Origin of the sequence: Akkermansia massiliensis (genome assembly GCF_023516715.1) — a bacterium.
GTDB classification, from domain to species: domain Bacteria; phylum Verrucomicrobiota; class Verrucomicrobiia; order Verrucomicrobiales; family Akkermansiaceae; genus Akkermansia; species Akkermansia massiliensis.
Genome location: NZ_JAMGSI010000001.1, coordinates 1,269,267 through 1,288,095 on the forward strand (window position 1 = coordinate 1,269,267; position 18,829 = coordinate 1,288,095).

The 18,829-nt window shown below is 57.7% G+C and carries 8 protein-coding genes and 1 CRISPR repeat array; of the genes, 3 read left to right on the forward strand and 5 right to left on the reverse strand.

Annotated features, from left to right (window positions below):
* Positions 1-13: 13 nt before the first annotated feature.
* Together M8N44_RS05460 and M8N44_RS05465 are read left to right on the forward strand one after the other, a co-directional pair.
* A complete protein-coding gene (locus M8N44_RS05460; protein ID WP_249853044.1) occupies positions 14-2,155 on the forward strand; it encodes a vWA domain-containing protein in 2,142 nt (713 codons plus the stop codon).
* A 50-nt stretch (positions 2,156-2,205) separates the two neighbouring features.
* Positions 2,206-4,623, forward strand: coding sequence for a tetratricopeptide repeat protein (locus M8N44_RS05465; RefSeq protein ID WP_102728122.1), 2,418 nt, complete (start codon positions 2,206-2,208; stop codon positions 4,621-4,623).
* A gap of 450 nt (positions 4,624-5,073) precedes the next feature.
* On the opposite strand, the gene M8N44_RS05470 is transcribed toward M8N44_RS05465, so the two are convergent.
* The 3 genes from M8N44_RS05470 to M8N44_RS05480 form a co-directional block, all read right to left on the reverse strand.
* Complete coding sequence (locus M8N44_RS05470; protein ID WP_022397218.1) at positions 5,074-5,904, reverse strand: aldo/keto reductase; 831 nt, start codon at positions 5,902-5,904, stop codon at positions 5,074-5,076.
* A gap of 707 nt (positions 5,905-6,611) precedes the next feature.
* A complete protein-coding gene (locus M8N44_RS05475; protein ID WP_102727150.1) occupies positions 6,612-7,172 on the reverse strand; it encodes a sugar O-acetyltransferase in 561 nt (186 codons plus the stop codon).
* A gap of 278 nt (positions 7,173-7,450) precedes the next feature.
* Positions 7,451-8,515 carry an alpha/beta hydrolase gene (locus M8N44_RS05480; protein ID WP_022397216.1) on the reverse strand — a complete coding sequence of 355 codons (1,065 nt, stop codon included), beginning with the start codon at positions 8,513-8,515 and terminating at the stop codon, positions 7,451-7,453.
* Positions 8,516-8,685: 170 nt separating this feature from the next.
* Here M8N44_RS05480 and M8N44_RS05485 point away from each other — a divergent pair, with 170 nt between their 5' ends.
* Positions 8,686-9,636: an AraC family transcriptional regulator gene (locus M8N44_RS05485; RefSeq protein WP_215451330.1), complete on the forward strand. Its 951-nt coding sequence runs from the start codon at positions 8,686-8,688 to the stop codon at positions 9,634-9,636.
* Between the two features lie 178 nt (positions 9,637-9,814).
* Positions 9,815-13,026: a CRISPR direct-repeat array (repeat unit 31 nt; unit sequence GTTTCAATCCACGCACTCGTGAGAGTGCGAC).
* A 398-nt stretch (positions 13,027-13,424) separates the two neighbouring features.
* Here the strand turns inward: M8N44_RS05485 and M8N44_RS05490 are convergent.
* Complete coding sequence (locus M8N44_RS05490; protein ID WP_022395957.1) at positions 13,425-14,579, reverse strand: acyltransferase; 1,155 nt, start codon at positions 14,577-14,579, stop codon at positions 13,425-13,427.
* Positions 14,580-15,090: 511 nt separating this feature from the next.
* A complete protein-coding gene (locus M8N44_RS05495) occupies positions 15,091-18,672 on the reverse strand; it encodes a bifunctional proline dehydrogenase/L-glutamate gamma-semialdehyde dehydrogenase (protein ID WP_022395958.1) in 3,582 nt (1,193 codons plus the stop codon).
* Between the last annotated feature and the right edge of the window lie 157 nt (positions 18,673-18,829).

Here is an 18,829-nt window from a genome sequence, read left to right on the forward strand (position 1 = left end):
TCCCTTTCCCGCCATGACCTTCCTTTATCCCAACGTTCTGTACGCGCTCATCCTCCCGGCCCTGCTCGCGGCGGCGGCCTGGTGGCTGTGGCGCCGCCGTTCCAGAAAATGGGAAGTGCTCGTCTCCCCGGAATACCGGCAGGAGCTGGTTCACGCTCCGGCCACCTGGCACCGGGTGCTCCCCGTCATCTTTGCCGTGCTGGCTTCCATCTTCGCCATCCTCTCCATCGCGCGTCCGGTGGACGGCTACACGGAGGTAAAGGAGATTCCCAAATCGCGCAATATCCTCATCGCCATTGACTGCTCCCGCTCCATGCTCAGCAAGGACGCCTCCCCCACCCGCCTGGGAAGGGCTAAAACCGCCGCCTACGACCTGCTGGACGCCCTGCCGGGGGACAACTTCGGCATCATCATCTTCTCCGGGGACGCCGTCCTGCTCATGCCCCTTACCCATGACCACAACGCGCTGAAGGAAACCATCGAACAGCTTCAATTCGGCTGGGTCTCCCAGGGAGGCACCAATCTGGAAAACGTCGTCCGGCTGGCCCTCCAGACCTTCAAGCGGGACAAGGAGGCGGACGCCAAAAACGCCCTGGTCATCCTCAGCGACGGGGAAGACACCGTCAACATCACTTACAAGACGGCGGAAGCCGCCAGGCAGCACCAGCTCATCATCGTAACGGCGGGCATCGGCACCACCATCGGCACCACCATTCCGGATGAGCAATCCCCCTCCGGCCTGTACCGGGACCGCCGCGGCCAGCATGTCGTCTCCAAGCTCAATCCGGAAAGCCTGCAATACCTGGCCCGGCAGACGGACGGCCAGTATGTGCAGCTCTCCGACGGAGCGGCGCTGAACCGCTTCGTCAGGGACATCGCGGACCGCCTGGACATCACGGAAGGCCGGGAGGAAGTGCGCCGCGTGCCGAACGACCGCTACGTCATCTTTGCCGTTCCGGCCCTCATCTGCCTGCTCCTCACTCTTCTGGCGGGTACCCGCTGGCGCTCCTTCCGCCGTTCCGGACGCCGCGGCATGACCGCCCTGGCCGCCGCAACCCTGCTCTGCGCCGGACTGCTGGGCACGGAAGCGCGCGCGGACACGAGCGCCCTGGACAACGTCACGGACCTGATCCGGACGGGAAAGACAGAGGAAGCCGTCAAGGCCATTGATGAAATGCTCGCCGTTCCGGACCTGGCGGAAGAAACGCGCCAGGCCCTGGAATTCGCCAAAGGCTGCCTGGAACAAAAAGCGGACAACCCCAAGGAAGCCGCGGAAGCATTCTCCCAGGCGCTCCTTTCTCCCAAAGCCTCCCTCCAGGCGGATTCCCACTTCAACCTTGGCAACCTGGAAGCCGCCCAGGCCCGTAAAACCATGATCTTCTCCCGGCCGGAAGGGGAACAACCGCAGGCGCAGCCCTCTTCCATTGATGACCAGATCAAGGAAATTGACGCCCGCCTGGCAAAAATACCCGTGGCGAAAGAACACGTCAAGGAAGCCGTCAAGCGCTTTGACGACGCTCTCTCCGCCTACGGCTCCCATGAAGGAGCGGCCGCCAACAAGGAGGAAATGCTCCGTTACGACAAATCTCTGGACGAATACCGCAAGCAGTTGGAGGAATTAAAGAAGAAATTGGAAGAGGAAAAGAAAAAACAACAAGAGCAGCAGAACAAGGACCAGAACAAGGACCAGAACAAGGACCAGAACAAGGACCAGAACAAGGACCAGAACAAGGACCAGAACAAGGACCAGAACAAGGACCAGAACAAGGACCAGAACAAGGACCAGAACAAGGACCAGAACAAGGACCAGAACAAGGACCAGAACAAGGACCAGAACAAGGACCAGAACAAGGACCAAGACAAGGATAACGCCGCGGGCAAGGAAAACAAGAGGGACGAAAATGAAATGAAAAACGCCCAGCTCCCCTCCTCCCCGGAAAAAGACAAGCTGCCTGAAACGCCCGGCATGGAAAAACCGCAGCCCAAGCCGCAGCCGGAAGAGGACAAGCCCGTACCGGTAGCCACGCAAAAGGAAAGCAAGGAGGAAAAGGAACGCCGGGAGGCAAGAGCCATCCTGATGGAACGCAGGGACATTGAACCCGGCTGCCCCGTTCCCCAGCGTTCGCCGGAAATTCCTCCGGACAAGGATTATTAACCCGTTCCGCCCGCATCCACGATGCCAACCCTTCAAACATATCCCGCAACATGATGAAAAAACTGCTCGCCATTCTTTCGCTCTTCTTCTGCATGACTGTCACGCTCATGGCTCAGCAGGTGGTCACCACCTGGCTGTCCGACGCCGTTGTGCCGGGAGAACAAACCCGCCTGTTCATCATCCTGACGGACGGCAGCATCGCCCGCCAGGACCCGCTTCCCAGGGTGAAGGGCGCCAGCCTGCGCTGGGTCAGCCAGGGCAACTATATCCGCTGGCCGGGGTCCCCCAACCAGTCCGCCTTCCTGATGGCCATTGAAGTAACTCCGGACGAAGTGGGCACCGTGGAAATCCCGTCCCTGACCCTGCAAGCCAACAACGGCCGCTCCTATACCACGCTTCCCCAGACGCTGACCGTCTACCCGTACAGCGCCATCAAGTGGAACACGCTGAACCTGAACGGCACTACGGTTCCGTACGGCATGCTGTGGCATGTGGACAACCAGAAGCCCTATGTCCACCAGCCGGACCGTTGCGAACTGAAAATTTATGCTCCGGAATACATTCTGGAATACACGGCGCCCACCATCACCACCTCCAACCTGGCTACATGGCGCTTTGAACCCACGCTGGTGGAATTGCTCCGCGGCCAGCCCCGCGGCTCCGTGCTCTATAAAGGCGTCAACTGGAACGTCATGACCTTCCAGAGCACTCTGTTCCCGCTGCGCGCCGGGGAAGTCACGGCGGCGGGCACTGTCACGGCACGAGCCGCCCTGCCGGAAGCGGACCCCCTCATCGCCAACTTCATCCGCTCGGAGGTGCTGGTGGAAATGTCCATTCCGGAAGTGAAAATCACGGCCCAGGAACTCCCGGAGGGAGCGCCCGCCTCTTTCACCAACGCTGTGGGGGACTTCCGCATCTCCGCCAGCACGGATGCCCGGGACCTCAGCGCCAATGAACCCATCACCGTTAAAATCAAGGTGACGGGCACGGGCAACATCCACAGCATTGCCTGCCCGGCCCTCACGGACGCTTCCAACTGGAAGCTTTACCCGCCCAACAAGCTGGACCCGGGCCAGAACACGCGCTCCATCCAGGGAACCGTGGAATTCCAGCAAATGATGCGCCCGATTGCCCAGACGGACGCCATCCCGCCCTTTGAACTCACCTTCTTTGACCCCAGCACGCAACAGTACAAAACCGTAACCACCTCCCCCATTCCCCTGGAATGGAAGGCCTCCGCCATCACCGGAACGGCGGCCGGCGGAGCCGCTCCCGCCACGCCGCCTCCGGCAGGCACCATTCCGGTAGCGGAAATGACGGACATTTACGGGATCATGCCCGCCGCCGTCATGAACGCCCTCACCGCTCCGGCCCACTGGGGATGGTACTTCCTGGCCTACATCCCCGCCGTCGTCCTGCTGGGCATGGCCCTGATCCGCTACATCCGGAGAGTCCAGAAGGAAAGCTTCACGGCCCGGGAACGCATGCGTTCCTTCCGGAGGCTCTCCTCCACGCCGCGCCAGGCCAGCTCCACGGAATTCCTGCGAGCCGCCGGCAACTTCATTGAATCCTACATTCCTCCTTCCAAGCAGAATGAAGAAATGAAAACCATCCTTCAGCTCCGGGATGACAGGGCGTTCAAGCCCTCCGGCTCTTCAGACGAACTGCCGCACGCGGAACGCCAGCACATGCTCCAGGCCATTAAAAAAGCCATCGCCAAGCTTCCCGTGCTCATCATGGCCGCCGTCCTGACCCTGTCCGTGGCCGGAGCAGCCGGAAACGCCGCGGAAACGGACAACCTGGGCGTGCAGGCCTATGAACAGGGAGAATACGCCAAGGCCATTGACTACTTCAGCAGGGAAAGCAACGATACGGACCTCTCCAAGTCGGAACGCGCCTATGCCAGCTTCGGCATCGGCAACTCCTACTACCGCATGAACAAGCCCGGTCTGGCCGCCCTCAACTACCGCCGCGCGCTGGAACTCTCCCCGTACTTCACGGAAGCCAGATACAACCTGCAATTCGTCGAACGCAAGGAGGGGGCCATCCTCCCCGCCAACACCACGGAAAACCAGTGGCTCACTTACATTAGCCATGATGCGCTCGGCCCCATCTCCATCCTGTCCGGCGCCGTCATGCTCACCTTCCTGGTGCTCCTGACCGTCACCCGCAGGCACGGGGCGCTGCTGACCATCCTGGCCACCCTCAGCGGACTGGTCACCGTGGCGGCCATCATGAACTACATCATGTACCCGGAAACCCCGGAATCCATCCCGGCGGACCGGCTGCTGGTCGTCACCCAGAAAACGCCCGGCAGGCACGCGGCGGACATGAACAGCCCGGCGGTCATCACCCTGCCGGAATCCACCCCGCTCATCCTGCGCGCGGAACGCGGCTCCTGGTACTACGCCAGCACCTTCCAGAACACGCCTGTCTGGATACCCAGGACGGACGCGCAGCCGCTGTAACGCTTTTTATCCCGCCCTCACCATGGGCCGCCCTTCCCGGAACACCGTATTTCCGGAAGGGCGGCCTTTTTTACGGCTGCGTTAAAACCCTCTTCGCAACCGGAAGAGGCTGGAACCAGAAAATGGCAGCACCTCTGATGCACCGTTCATGAGCGTTTTCCTCCCTTTTCCACTATGTGGCACGGAGATTTGCCGCCTTTCCCTGCTTCCTTTTCCATTTCAAGTAGAAAAAATCTCCGGAAGGTCCCCTTCCGGAGACGCACAGGCGATTCCCCGGTCTCCATGAACAAAAAAAGCCAATGCCCCATCATATCCACAGGGCACGCGTGTGTTAAAAACCGTTCGCTGGCGCCCTTCCGCCCCAGTTGACGCAAGGGCTTGCGGCGCTCCTGATGATGCGGAAAAAATCCGTGCGCCCCGTTTCGCCCGCGGGCCGGCCCGCACCATGGCTCACCAGGAATCCAGATGCACCTTCCTGCCCGGAGGCGGAAAAGCCTCGTCCAGCAAATCCACATCCTCCGCAGTCAGCTTAATGGACAAGCTCCGGTAATTCTGCTGAACATGCATGACGGAACCGGCCTTGGGGATAGCAATCATTCCGGGGCGGCGCAGAATCCAGGCCAGCGCGATCTGCACCGGGGTGGCCTCATGCTTCTGCGCAATCTCCATCAGAACCGGATTGCGGGACAGCCGCCCTTCATCCGCAGGCGAATAGGCCATCACGGGAATGTGGCGCTCCCGGCACCACGGCAGCAGGTCGTACTCCACGCCGCGATGGGCCAGATTATAAAGAATCTGGTTGGCGGCGCAGGAGACTCCCCCCGGGACGGCATAAAAACGCTCCATTTCCGGAACATCCATATTGCTGACGCCCCAGGCCTTTATCTTACCCTCCTGCTGCAGCTCAATCATGGAGGCAACCGTATCTTCAATGGGATGGGGACCGCTCCAGTGAAGCAGGAACAAATCCACGTAATCCGTCCGCAGCTTGTTCAGGCTCCGTTCGCAGGCGGCCTTGGTTCCGGTCCTGCTGGCGTTGCCGGGCAGAACCTTGGTAACCAGGAAAACACGGTCGCGCAATCCGCGGATTGCCGTTCCCACCAACTCCTCGTTGCCATACATCTCCGCCGTGTCAACCACGCTCATGCCAAGCTCAATGCCCGCACGCAGCGCCTCTACTTCTTCGGCTTCCCTCAAGGCGGATTTTCCCATCTTCCAAGTTCCCTGCCCCAGGGCGCAAACCTTCCGATGGTCCGGAAAAATTACTGAGTGTTCCATCATCAACTATTCTTTCTACCTGATCGTACAATTCCATGCTGTATAAACCTTTGACAGCATGCGAGAAAAAAAGCTCAAGAATCAGGACGTTTCCCATGGCCGCCTCATCCAACTTCTTCTCCCCTTCTCCCGGCGCGGCGCAAAACACCCCTCATTAAAACATTACTCAACATGCTACTGGTGAACGCATTTTAAAACAACCTCCCATCCGGGCATGCCGGCATCAAAAAACCCGCGCAACCGTCCTGTCATACGTGCTGCGGGGGCACCCCGCCTCCTGCCTGAAAAAATCTTCTCCGTCCCTCTTCGGCAGGAGGCCGCCCCTCCGGCACTTCCCCTCTTTCCCGTGAACTTTATCCCTCCGCTCCTTCCGGAAAAGAATTTCTCCCGGCTCTTCACAGGAACGGCAGCCGCACGGCGGGAGAGGTACTCCGAACCATTCAGGCTGAAAATTGCCGGTGCCGATAGCCCAGGCCATAACCGTCCTCCTTCCGTGTGGCGACAGTACCTTCCGGGAAAATCCGCCTCTGCGGACAACCGCAGCCGCCCCCTCTCCGTTCAGCCCTGCAAAGGTAAAATCAATCAACCGGAGTCCACGCCATTTCTTATCGCGGCGCCGGCATCCGTCAACGCCTTAATCCCTCCACGGGCATTTCAACGCCGTTATTTCCCGGGATCTGCGGCTCCTTTCCGTTGCTCGCCCTGAATCGTCATTGCCTGATATTCCTGATAACCCGGGCCGGAACGCCGCCTACAATCGCGTTGGCCGGAACATCCCCGGTGACGACGGCCCCGGCGGCCACGATGGCATTTTCCCCCACCGTCACGCCGGGCAAAACGGTAGCCCCGGCCCCTATCCACGCCTTCCGTCCTATCACGATGGGGCGCCCATAAACATGACGGCGCAATTCCGGTTCCTCCGCGTGATTCTCCGTAATCAGCTTCACTCCCGGACCGATCAGCACGCCGTCACCAATCGTGATTCCGCCACGGTCCATGAACGTGCAGCCGCAATTCACGAACGCGTTCCTGCCGAATCGTGTAAAACGGCCGAAATCGGTATAAAAAGGCGGCACGATCCAAGTCGTTTCATCGATCAACTCCCCCGTCAATTCGCTCATGACAGCCCGCGTCTCTGCGGCATCATGGTAGCCCGCATTCAACTCTCCGGTGATGCGGAAGGCCCTCGTGATCAACTCTTCTATGACCGGGTACTCGGGATCGTCCAGCCGTATCAACTCTCCCCGGCGCATTCTTTCCAATATATCCATCTGTTTTTCTTTTCAATTCTTCAAGTGACAATATCCATGGACCATTCCGCGCCCATGGAACTACCGGGCGCCCCGGCAACGGGAAAGCGGAGAACCCTGAATAAAATCCATCCACTTACTCTTCTTGTACGCCATGGCCTTCTGCCAATGATGCAATAAAAGAGGCTCTCCCGTTCACACGGTCCCAATAAAACCTTTCCTTCCGTTCTCTAATCGTGTGCTCCGGGAACATTACCGGGAAAAAGCTTCCATGGGATACTCCCGGGCAGCACCAGGCCTCACTTCAGGTTTTTACTGAAAAAATCCGTCAATTTGTCAAAAGGGATCATATTCACCCGGTCGTACAGGTCCACATGCCCGGCCCTGGGCACCCGGTAAAGCTCCTTCGGCTCGGCGGCGCGCTTGTAGGCGTCTTCGCTGAACTCCCTGGAATGAGCTTCCTCCCCGGTGATGAAAAGCAGGGCGCGGGGAGAAATCGTCTCAATATCGGAAAACGGATAGAAATTCATGAACTTCACGTTGCTGGCAAGCGTCGGATGCGTGGTAAGCTCCGGCGACTGTCCCTCCGGAGTAAACTCGCCGCGGGGAGTGCGGTAGAACTCAAAAAACTCCCGCTCAATGGGACTGGAATCTTCGCGAAGTTCATGCACAGTCCCGCCGGTATACTTGACGGGTCCGCCGGAAAACTCCACATACCGCTGCTCCGCCGCTTCCGCCAGAATCTTCTTTCTCTGACCGGGTGTCTGCGAATTCCGGAGACCGTTCCGGCTGGCAGCTCCCATGTCGTACATGCTGACGGTCGCAATGGCCTTCAGGCGGGGATCAATCTTGGCGGCGCTGATGGCAAAACTGCCGCTACCGCATATCCCGATCACGCCGATGCGGTCCCGGTCCACAAAAGGCCGCGTGCCCAAATAATCCGCGGCCGCGCTGAACGCCTCCGCATACATATCCGGAGAAACGGAATTCCTGGGTTCTCCGTCGCTCCCGCCCCAGAACGGTAAATCCAGGGCCAGTGTCACAAATCCCCGTTCCGCCATCTTCGCGGCGTACAGGTTCGCGCTCTGCTCCTTCACCGCTCCCATGGGATGGCCCACGATAATGGCGGGGCACCTGGCCTCCTTATCCATGTCCTTGGGCAGGAACAGGTTCCCGGCCACCTTCATGCGATACTGGTTATTGAACTTAACCTCCTGCTGGGAGACCCGGCCGCTCTTGTAAAAATTGTCCGCGTCCGAGGGCTTGTCCGCCGGAGAAGCCATGCTGCCGGACACGGCAAAAGCGCCCAGCGCGGTTGCCGCCAGAATTCCGGCGTTACGGGTGATGATAAATTTCGTATTCATTGGTTGTTCTTTCCTGTTTTATTGTTCCGGCGTTCCCACCGGACCCTGCCAATATTAACAGGCAGAGGAAAAAACAGGTAGCCCGGTCCTCCTGCATTATTGCCTGATCCTGCAAAATGAAACAAAATGAAGTTGCTCCCGCACCCTGCCTTGAATAACATGAAGCCTTCATGAAGGAAAAAGAAAAGGAACAGGGGGAAACGTCCGCCTCCCTGCCAACTCCTGCTTGCCGTCAACGGAAACCGCTGCGCCTTGCCGGAATGATTGCAGGCTGGACGTATGGGAAACACCAGGTGAGCACGGCCATTCCCGGGCTGGAGCTCCACCGCTGGGAATCCCCCACGGAACCGCACAGCTATATGTTTTCCCCCCATCTTTGCCTGATCGCACAAGGAACCAAGCAGATCCTGCTGGGGGACGAAGCCTACCTATATGATGCGCAAAGTTTTGTTGTTTCCTCCGTGGAGCTTCCCCTCGTCTCTAAAATCATGGAGGCCAGCCCGGAAAAACCTTACCTGGGATTGACGCTGGAACTGGATTTACAGGAAATCTCCCAACTGATGCTTCACGACAGCGTGGCCACGCGTCCGGAACGCCCCACAGACCGGGGCATCGGCATCAGCAAAATGACTCCCGCCCTGCTCAATGCAGTGGAACGCCTGATGGAACTGCTGGAAACTCCCGCGGACATCCCCGTCTTCCTTCCCCTGGTGCGGCAGGAAATCTATTACCGTCTCCTGATGGACGAACAGGGAGGGCGCCTGAGACAGATCGTCGTGGCTGAAAGCCATAGCAGCCAGATAGCAAAAGCCATTGACTGGATAAAAAAGCACTTCGACCAGCCGTTGAGCATCGGGGAACTGGCAAGCCGCGCCGGCATGAGCCCGTCCAGCTTCCACCAGCACTTCCGTACCCTCACGGCCATCAGCCCGCTTCAATTCCAGAAACGCATCCGCCTCAATGAGGCCCGCCGCCTGATGCTTGTGGAAAACATGGACGCAGGAAACGCCTCCTTCCGCGTTGGGTACGAAAGCCCTACCCAATTCAACCGGGAATACAAGCGCATGTTCGGCAACCCGCCGCGGACGGACATTAAAAGGCTGCAAACCATGCCAATCTGAGAGGTAAACGGAAGAGAGCCGTCATCCCGTTCCACTACGGATTCTTACCGTCCTTTCTTAAAATAACAGGGGAACAGACCAAACACCAAACGATACGGTTGCGGAAAATAAAGCTTTGATCTGCTCCTCTTTCAAGAAGCAGTGCATGAGCGGCTTGCGCCCCGCGCAGACATGTGGACTTTCAATTAACGCACTCGTGAGAGTGCGACTAAAGATGCTTTCACGGATAGGGCCGCCGGAACCGTTTCAATCCACGCACTCGTGAGAGTGCGACATCACCAATTCCGGCGACGCGGAAGTGATGAAAAGTTTCAATCCACGCACTCGTGAGAGTGCGACCAGGCCATATAAGCCAGGGGACTTTCATTTTCGGTTTCAATCCACGCACTCGTGAGAGTGCGACCAGGCTATCACCCTGGCGGAATACAAGCTTATCGTTTCAATCCACGCACTCGTGAGAGTGCGACCAACGCCGGGGGCCTGCACTTCACAATTTATCAGGTTTCAATCCACGCACTCGTGAGAGTGCGACTTCCGCAAGATGTAAAATCCTGCATTGATAACCTCGTTTCAATCCACGCACTCGTGAGAGTGCGACATATATGTTTCGTCGATAATGTTGCAGGTCTTGAGTTTCAATCCACGCACTCGTGAGAGTGCGACCAAAAATACCGTTAAAGAAGAAAGGCGTTCGGGGGTTTCAATCCACGCACTCGTGAGAGTGCGACATGAGGGTGCTTTACCGGGCTATCAGTGCAGAGGTTTCAATCCACGCACTCGTGAGAGTGCGACGTCCCCGGTATGATTCCCAGCGAAATTGAAGCGGTTTCAATCCACGCACTCGTGAGAGTGCGACTTAATAAAAAAAGCATAATAACAGGGGTTACAAAGTTTCAATCCACGCACTCGTGAGAGTGCGACAGGGTTGCAAGTGCGCCTTGATGCTGATTGGACGGTTTCAATCCACGCACTCGTGAGAGTGCGACATTCAGGCAATGGAAGAAGCCAGAATCAGAAAGGTTTCAATCCACGCACTCGTGAGAGTGCGACCAATAGAAGAAATTGCAAGTTGTTCAAACATATATTGTTTCAATCCACGCACTCGTGAGAGTGCGACTGGGGAGGACTATTTCGAGAGTGACGTAGAAGAGGTTTCAATCCACGCACTCGTGAGAGTGCGACCCTGTGGCATGACAACCGACTCCCTGACCCTGATGTTTCAATCCACGCACTCGTGAGAGTGCGACCATGCGTCAGTCCTGGCAGGCTCAACAGCAGGCGGTTTCAATCCACGCACTCGTGAGAGTGCGACGACAAGTTTCTGAGTACCATCAACCCCTTCACGGGTTTCAATCCACGCACTCGTGAGAGTGCGACCCGCTCCAGAATCATCATCCCTCAAATGTAATACAGTTTCAATCCACGCACTCGTGAGAGTGCGACATCAAGGGCTACGGGAGCCTTGTCCTCTGCTCCGTTTCAATCCACGCACTCGTGAGAGTGCGACGCTGAAATGGAACGGCTATGTAGTCGCCTTGCACGTTTCAATCCACGCACTCGTGAGAGTGCGACGTAAATGTCAGACATCTCCTGCACGTATCCACGGTTTCAATCCACGCACTCGTGAGAGTGCGACCGTTCAGCAAGTCGTTGCTCAGCCCCACGCTGTCGTTTCAATCCACGCACTCGTGAGAGTGCGACAGGGGATTTACCATCCTGCCGGGACCATCTACCAGTTTCAATCCACGCACTCGTGAGAGTGCGACCCCATTGGCCGGGGAAATTCCCGGGAGGTGGAAGGTTTCAATCCACGCACTCGTGAGAGTGCGACCTGATAAAAGAAGATGGCTTACAGATACATAAACGTTTCAATCCACGCACTCGTGAGAGTGCGACCTACTTGTCCTCTAGAGTAGACCTGCAGGAAAAAGTTTCAATCCACGCACTCGTGAGAGTGCGACGGGATTGATGTTACTCCGGTCAAGGTTCCTGATTTGTTTCAATCCACGCACTCGTGAGAGTGCGACTAATTTACAGGGGCTCATAGTGGTCCCTAAAATAGTTTCAATCCACGCACTCGTGAGAGTGCGACCATAAGACTTTGAATCACGGAGGAAGGGGAACAGTTTCAATCCACGCACTCGTGAGAGTGCGACTAAAGATTTTTGTCATACACGTTTACAAGTCATCGTTTCAATCCACGCACTCGTGAGAGTGCGACTAGAACTTGTTAGAACCTCAACATAAATCATCATGTTTCAATCCACGCACTCGTGAGAGTGCGACCATGCTTTACCATTCAAATAAACTGACAGAACAGGTTTCAATCCACGCACTCGTGAGAGTGCGACGAATGAGCGATGAAGAGATCGCGGCTGTTGACAAGTTTCAATCCACGCACTCGTGAGAGTGCGACTCGGGTACTTTTGCAATGCGTTGTGCACCATAAAGTTTCAATCCACGCACTCGTGAGAGTGCGACAAGACTGGTCCTTCTACGTCAGCCGACCCATTATTGTTTCAATCCACGCACTCGTGAGAGTGCGACCATTGAGCTTGTTGATGTTTGGAGGACCAACCTGTTTCAATCCACGCACTCGTGAGAGTGCGACGCGCGGCCCTTTTTACAGCTTGGGTAGGATTTGGTTTCAATCCACGCACTCGTGAGAGTGCGACGCGTCCCAGGAAATATTCCCTCACAAAAGATGGAGTTTCAATCCACGCACTCGTGAGAGTGCGACGATTCCCAAGCTCCATTTGGAATCTATTCTTGGTGTTTCAATCCACGCACTCGTGAGAGTGCGACACTATGAAGGATAACGATGAGGACTGAAGAATGCGTTTCAATCCACGCACTCGTGAGAGTGCGACTGCAAAATCGGAAGCACGATTCAGGCATAACAAGTTTCAATCCACGCACTCGTGAGAGTGCGACCCCGGAGCCACATTGACATTCGTGATCCCTATGAGTTTCAATCCACGCACTCGTGAGAGTGCGACCACGGCTAGTACCTCCTATGACTTCGTGCTGACCGTTTCAATCCACGCACTCGTGAGAGTGCGACCGCGGCTTTCCGACGTAGGTATTCCGAAGCATTTGTTTCAATCCACGCACTCGTGAGAGTGCGACTCAGGAGATTTATCGGGTCAATATCAATTCCGGGGTTTCAATCCACGCACTCGTGAGAGTGCGACGCGTAAGTTCTAACGTGTGTTTATCGTAAGGCATGTTTCAATCCACGCACTCGTGAGAGTGCGACCACGAAGAACGCATCCCCTTTGAAGAGGACTACATGTTTCAATCCACGCACTCGTGAGAGTGCGACACTCCTGGCGTATCCGGTTCCGGTACTCCTGCTGGTTTCAATCCACGCACTCGTGAGAGTGCGACGGCCTGGACGCCTATGGCTTGAGTATCAACAGCGCAACGGGTGTTTTGCGCCAACCTCCCATGGAGGCACACATATTCCAGGCCGTAAAAAAGAGATGATAGTTGTCAAGATTAGAACCCCAACGGATTACGTAAATCGCCGGTGTCCCGGGAATTTTCTGTGAGCTTGGGGTTGGCGGAAGGGAGACCGGGAGACGCGCTTTTCATGCGTTAAAAAGCCCACATCTCCGGCAACCAGGGCCTGTGCACGATGCAGGAATATCCTAGCCTGTTCCCTCTTTCCCGTCCAGAATTTTGCAGGCCCCTCCCCGGAAACCGCCTTATTCTCTTTTCCACAAAAGAAAAGGCGCCCCGGGACTGCCGTGGTCCCGAAGCGCCCTGCGGAAAATATCCGCGGTTTACATAATGCTTTTGCGCGTCCACCTGTTCAGGCTCAACAGCCATACCAGCGCCAGGGAGACGGCGGAGGCCAGGCAGGCCAGCAACGGTATTTTCACGGCGGCGGGGAGCCCCCCCATTCCAATGAAGTTCACGAAGTCATAGGAACACTGGACAAAGAAGAAGTGGCACAGGTACACGCCGAAGGTGAGCGCCGCCACCTTGCCCAGCACCGGGCTGGGCTTGATCCTGAGCCTGCTGACGATGGCAAAGATGGCAAAGGTCATCAGGAAGACGTTGATGCCGGAGAAGTACCAGAGTACCTCAAGCTTGGAATATTGGCCGGGGAAGTGCTTCTGCGTTTCCAGGAAGCCGAAGAACGTGACGGCAAAGCCGACCAGGAAGAGGGGAACAGTGATGGCGAGCATCTTTTTCCAGCTCCAGGCCAGCGGGTATTTGGCCAGGTAATGGGCCAGCACCATGTACCCCAGGAAGCCGGCAAAGTTATAGAACATGCCGTACGGGTTCCAGTCGCAAACGCCCAGAATGCCCATGTTGCCGTAATTGCCTTCATAGCCCAGCGCCGGGGCAAGCATCTGGAGGTAGGGGAGAGTCATGCTGAATACCCAGATGCCCAGGAAGATTTTCACATCCTTCCTTTTGGCCTGCGTCAGCCACGCGCTCATGATGGGCATGAAGAGGTAGAGACCCACCAGCATGTATACGTACCACAGGGGCGTGGTGTCATAGTTGAAGTTGAAGAGAAAGGTGTAAAGCTTGCCGACGGTGGCGCTCCAGGTGTAGTTGTCCATCACGATGTTGGGGCTGGCCGTATGCACGCCCGCGGCAAAGTAGCCGAAGTAGAGCAAGGGAAGCACCAGGGACCAGACGACGAGCGGAATCAGCACCCTTTTGAGGCGCTTGGAGTAAAAAGCGCCCATTTCCATGGTGACGGGAAAGAGCAGCACGCCGGAGATCATGGCGAACAGCGGCACGCACGGCCGCACCAGACTGCCCCAGAAGACGGCGGATTTAAAGTTGAAGGTGCCGTCAAAACTGCCTACGAACGGATCGCAGCAATGGGCCACTACAACGAGAAAACAGGCCAGGATGCGCAGGAAGTCAACCCAGGCGATGTGGGTGCCGTGGGAGGTCAGTGGTTGGTTGGTGCTCATGGATGTGTGGTAGGGAAAATTGCCGCATCGTCGCGGACGTTCCAGGAAATATACCCGTTTCCCGGAAACGTTCTATCACAAAATGGGGAAAAGAAACAAAAGCGCCCAGGAACAGGCCTACGAGAGCGGAAGAAAGCCCGGGAAGAAGCTAAAAACAGCGGCAAGCCAGTCAGAAGAGGCCGTGTTTCCTGTGGATTTCAACTTTTTTGCCGCCCGAAGGGCGCAATAAACGCCGCAGGCCCTCTTCCGTGCTACTTTAACTTTTCACCGTTTGCCGGAGGGAATTTCTTGTATCCGGCAGAGTTTATCTTTTACCCAACCGGGTAAGCCCGGTTTTCCCGCCCTTGCAAGAAAAATCCCTCCGCAGGGCTTCGGCGGCAGTTCATCCAATGAAGGCCGCCCGGCCTTCATTCCCAGGAGGGCGTTTTCCGTTTGGACTGCGGGGGCATTTTCCTGCGCTGTCTTTATACTCATAATCACGCCGCCTGGGAGCCAGGGTTCAAGGCTCCCCTCACGCCCCGGCCGTCTTGAAACTGCCCGGAGGCGGGATGATGTTGCCGTAGCGGTGAACGGTTTCGGAAACGGCTTGTTCCCGGAAATAGCCCAGCAGTTCCAGGCGTCCGTTGGCAAGCACGGGCCGGTCCAGCACTTCCACATCCCGGGCGCGTGCGGCATTCGCCAGAGCCTCGGAGATGCCCGTTCCACGCAGGAATTTCACGCCCTGGGCTGCCTCCGGCATCCGGTCGATGAGTTCGGCTTCCGTCTCCACCGTCAGGGACGCATAGTAACCGTTCATTTTCTGAATCCAGGGATGGCCTTCCTCCACGCTCAGGTGCAGGGCTGCTCCGCACAGTTTCGCGCCCAGCAGCAGGATGGCGGCGTCAGCGTCAGACATGTTTTCCACACGGGCCAGTATCCCCTTCACGGGTACGTAACGGAATGTGTTGTTTTCCCCGTAGATATGGGAAGGGTCATGCTCCACGCCGAATTCCTCCATCCACCACTTGGCCTGGGAACCGGCCGCGGAACGGATGCGCTTGGCGCAGTCCGGCAGTTCGGAGCACAGCTTTTCCACCAGCCCGGTGATGCGTTCCCCCGGCGTGCGCAGTTTCTGCGGGAGCGCCTTTTCCTCCCAGCTTCCCAGCATGGTGAGGTAGTTGGGGCCGCCGGCCTTGGAGCCGGGCCCCATGGAGGAGTGGTTCCACCCGCCGAACGGCTGGCGGCGCACGATGGCGCCGGTGATGACGCGGTTGATGTACGCATTGCCCACCTGCACCTTGCTTTTCCACAGGGCGATTTCCCGTTCATCCAGGGACTGAAGTCCCCCGGTGAGGCCGAATTCGGAGTCGTTCTGGATGTCAATGGCTTCCTCCAGGTTTTCCGCACGGATGATGCCCAGCACCGGGCCGAAGCATTCCGTCTGATGGAACCAGCTTCCAGGCTTCACGCCCAACCGGATGCCGGGCGACCAGAGGCACGGGTTGTCTTCCGAGGGTTCCGGCTTGAGCAGCCATTCCTCCCCGGGTTCCAGTTGCGTGAGCGCCCGGAGCAGGTCGCCTTCCGGTTCCTTGATGAGCGGCGTCACCACGGAGCTGACCTCCCAGGAGCCCCCCACCTTCAGGCTGGCTGCGGCATCCTTCAACTGGCGCAAGAAGGCCGGGTTGTCATAGACGGAGGCCTCCACAATAGCCACGCTGGCGGCGGAGCATTTCTGCCCGGAATGGCCGAAGGCGCTTTTTACCAAATCTTTCACGGCCTGGTCCGGGTCCGCCGTGGCGGTGATGACCATGGCGTCCTTCCCGCTGGTTTCAGCCAGCACATGCAGGTCCGGCCGCAGTTCACGCAGCATTTTCCCGGTGCGGTAGGAGCCCGTCATGATGATGCCGTTCAGGCGCGGATCCATCAGGAATTTGTGGGAAATTTCATTGCGCGGCATCGGCACGAATTGAAGCACGCTCTTAGGTACCCCGGCGCGCCAGAACGCCTGGACGATCTGCCAGGCCGTATAAACGGCCAGCTCGGACGGCTTGAACACCACCGTGTTCCCCGCCATCAGCGCGGCGGCCACCCCGCCCGTGGGAATGGCGAAGGGAAAGTTCCAGGGAGACATCACGCAAACGGTACCCAGCGGTGTCATTTCCACGCCGTCGTTCATGCCATCGCGGTCCAGCCCTTCCGCATAATAGCGGCAGAAGTCTATGGCCTCACTCACTTCCACGTCCGCCTCCGTGGGCACCTTTCCGGCGTCCCTCACCATGGCTGCAATGGCCTCCCCCCGGATTCTGGACAGCTCCTGCGCCGCCTGGTGCAGGATTTCAGCGCGTTCGCCAACGCTCTTGGACGCCCAGGAGGCGCGGGCCTTGTCCGCCGTGTCCAGCGCGTGTTCAATCTGGTCAAAGTCCGCATACGCGAATTTGTAGGAGACTTCATTGTGGCGGGACGGGTCGCGCCCCACGCCCCACAGGTTGGTCGTGATTTCCTCACCGTTGATGACCAGGGGAATTTCCTCGCCGGATTTTTCCTTTTCCGCGGCAATCAGGCCGTTGATCCATTCCGCATTCTGCCGCAGGGACCAGTCCGTATCACGCTCATTGGCAAAGGCGTCCCGGTAATGCGTGGGCTGCACGGGGTCCGTAGCGCGGTTCTGCGTACGGTTGGGGCCGTATTTCACGTCGTCCTTCTCCTGGCAGGCTTTTAAGAACCGCTTTTTTTGCGCCTCCCAGCTCCGGGAGCCCGGCGTCATGCCGAAGAGGTCATGCAGGAAGTTTTCCTCACTGGTGTTTTCATCCAGCCGCCGCACCAGGTAGGCAATCGCGCTGTGGAAGTCTTCCTTCAGCACCACAGGGGCATACAGCAGCAGGCCGTCCGCCGCCTGGCGGATGACGCGCGCCTGATGGTTCGCCATCCCCTCCAGCATTTCAAATTCCACATGGTCCCGGACGCCTTCCCGCTCACGCAGCAGCATGGCATAACACAAGTCAAACAGGTTGTGGGAGGCAACGCCGAACTGCACATATCTAGCGTTCTCCGGCATGCAGCCGTAATGGAGCATTCTCTTGTAGTTGGCGTCCACCTGGGCCTTCGTGCCGTATGGGGCCTGCGCCCAGTCATGCATGGAGGCCTCCACTTTCTCCATCGCCAGGTTGGCGCCTTTCACCAGGCGTATCTTGATGCGCGCGCCGCCCTTCTCCACCCGCTCCTTCGCCCAGGCGCACAGCTTCATTTGTTCCTCCCAGGAGTCCGGCAAATAAGCCTGGAGCACAATCCCGGCTTCCATCTGCATGAATTCATCCTCCATCAGCGTGCGCTTGAACGCTTCCGCCGTCAGGTGGAGGTCACGGTATTCCTCCATGTCCAGATTCACGAATTTGGGTCTTTTGGAGCCGTCCGGCAGTGTCACCGCATTCGTGATGGCCGCCCGGTACAGGATGCGCAGGCGCTCCTGAATCAGCTGCACGGTTTCTTCAAAGGCCACCAGATGAATCTGGCTGAAAATGGCTGAAATCTTGACGGAAATATAGTCGCAGTCCTTGTCCGCCAGGCGGTCCACGACCTGCTGGAGGCGGTGGTGGGCCTCGCTTTCACCCAGAATGGCCTCTCCCAGCTGGTTGATGTTCATCCGGATGCCGGCCTTGCGCCTGCGGCGCAGGTGGGAGCGCAGTTTTCCATCCTCCGCCGGAAGAATCACGTTGGAGCTCTCCTTCCGCAACTGGCTGGTAATCATGGGCATCACTACGCCGGGAAATTGTACGGAGAATTTGTCCCCCAGCTTCATGGCGAACCGGTCCGCGGCGGACAAATAACGGGGAATACCGTAGCCGTCCAGCAGGTAGCGGAACAGCTCCGCGCCCCGCGCCGGCGAGGAAGGGCGGAACACGCGGTCCGCCAACGCCAGCGTAAAGGCCTTGCCCGCAGGGTCGTTCATCATGCGCTCCATCTGCTCCGCCTGCTTTTTCTCCTTCCTGCGCATCCCGGCATTCGACTGTTTCAGAATGGATTCCGCCAGTTCCACAGCCTTGGCGGCCAGTTGCTGGTCAGTCCATTTGTCACGGCGCGCCGCCGCCATCATGTCCGGGATGGATGAGTCTGTCATAACGGTCCGAAGACTAGCCCCGGACAGGGGCAAAATCAAGCCAATTTGCCGGGCCCTTCCTGTGGAGAAGGGAATCACGAAGAAAAAACGCGTCCCTTGATTCCGTGACGGCAACCGGGAACCCTTCCTGTCCGTTTCCGGAAGCTCCGGAAAACCG

What these genes read in the sequence shown, in the direction of transcription:
- M8N44_RS05495 (WP_022395958.1), bottom strand. Translation starts at nt 18,672, where the DNA reads ATGACAGACTCATCCATCCCGGACATGATGGCGGCGGCGCGCCGTGAC.
- M8N44_RS05475 (WP_102727150.1), bottom strand. Translation starts at nt 7,172, where the DNA reads ATGGATATATTGGAAAGAATGCGCCGGGGAGAGTTGATACGGCTGGAC.
- M8N44_RS05470 (WP_022397218.1), bottom strand. Translation starts at nt 5,904, where the DNA reads ATGATGGAACACTCAGTAATTTTTCCGGACCATCGGAAGGTTTGCGCC.
- M8N44_RS05485 (WP_215451330.1), top strand. Translation starts at nt 8,686, where the DNA reads ATGAAGGAAAAAGAAAAGGAACAGGGGGAAACGTCCGCCTCCCTGCCA.
- M8N44_RS05465 (WP_102728122.1), top strand. Translation starts at nt 2,206, where the DNA reads ATGATGAAAAAACTGCTCGCCATTCTTTCGCTCTTCTTCTGCATGACT.
- M8N44_RS05490 (WP_022395957.1), bottom strand. Translation starts at nt 14,579, where the DNA reads ATGAGCACCAACCAACCACTGACCTCCCACGGCACCCACATCGCCTGG.
- M8N44_RS05480 (WP_022397216.1), bottom strand. Translation starts at nt 8,515, where the DNA reads ATGAATACGAAATTTATCATCACCCGTAACGCCGGAATTCTGGCGGCA.
- M8N44_RS05460 (WP_249853044.1), top strand. Translation starts at nt 14, where the DNA reads ATGACCTTCCTTTATCCCAACGTTCTGTACGCGCTCATCCTCCCGGCC.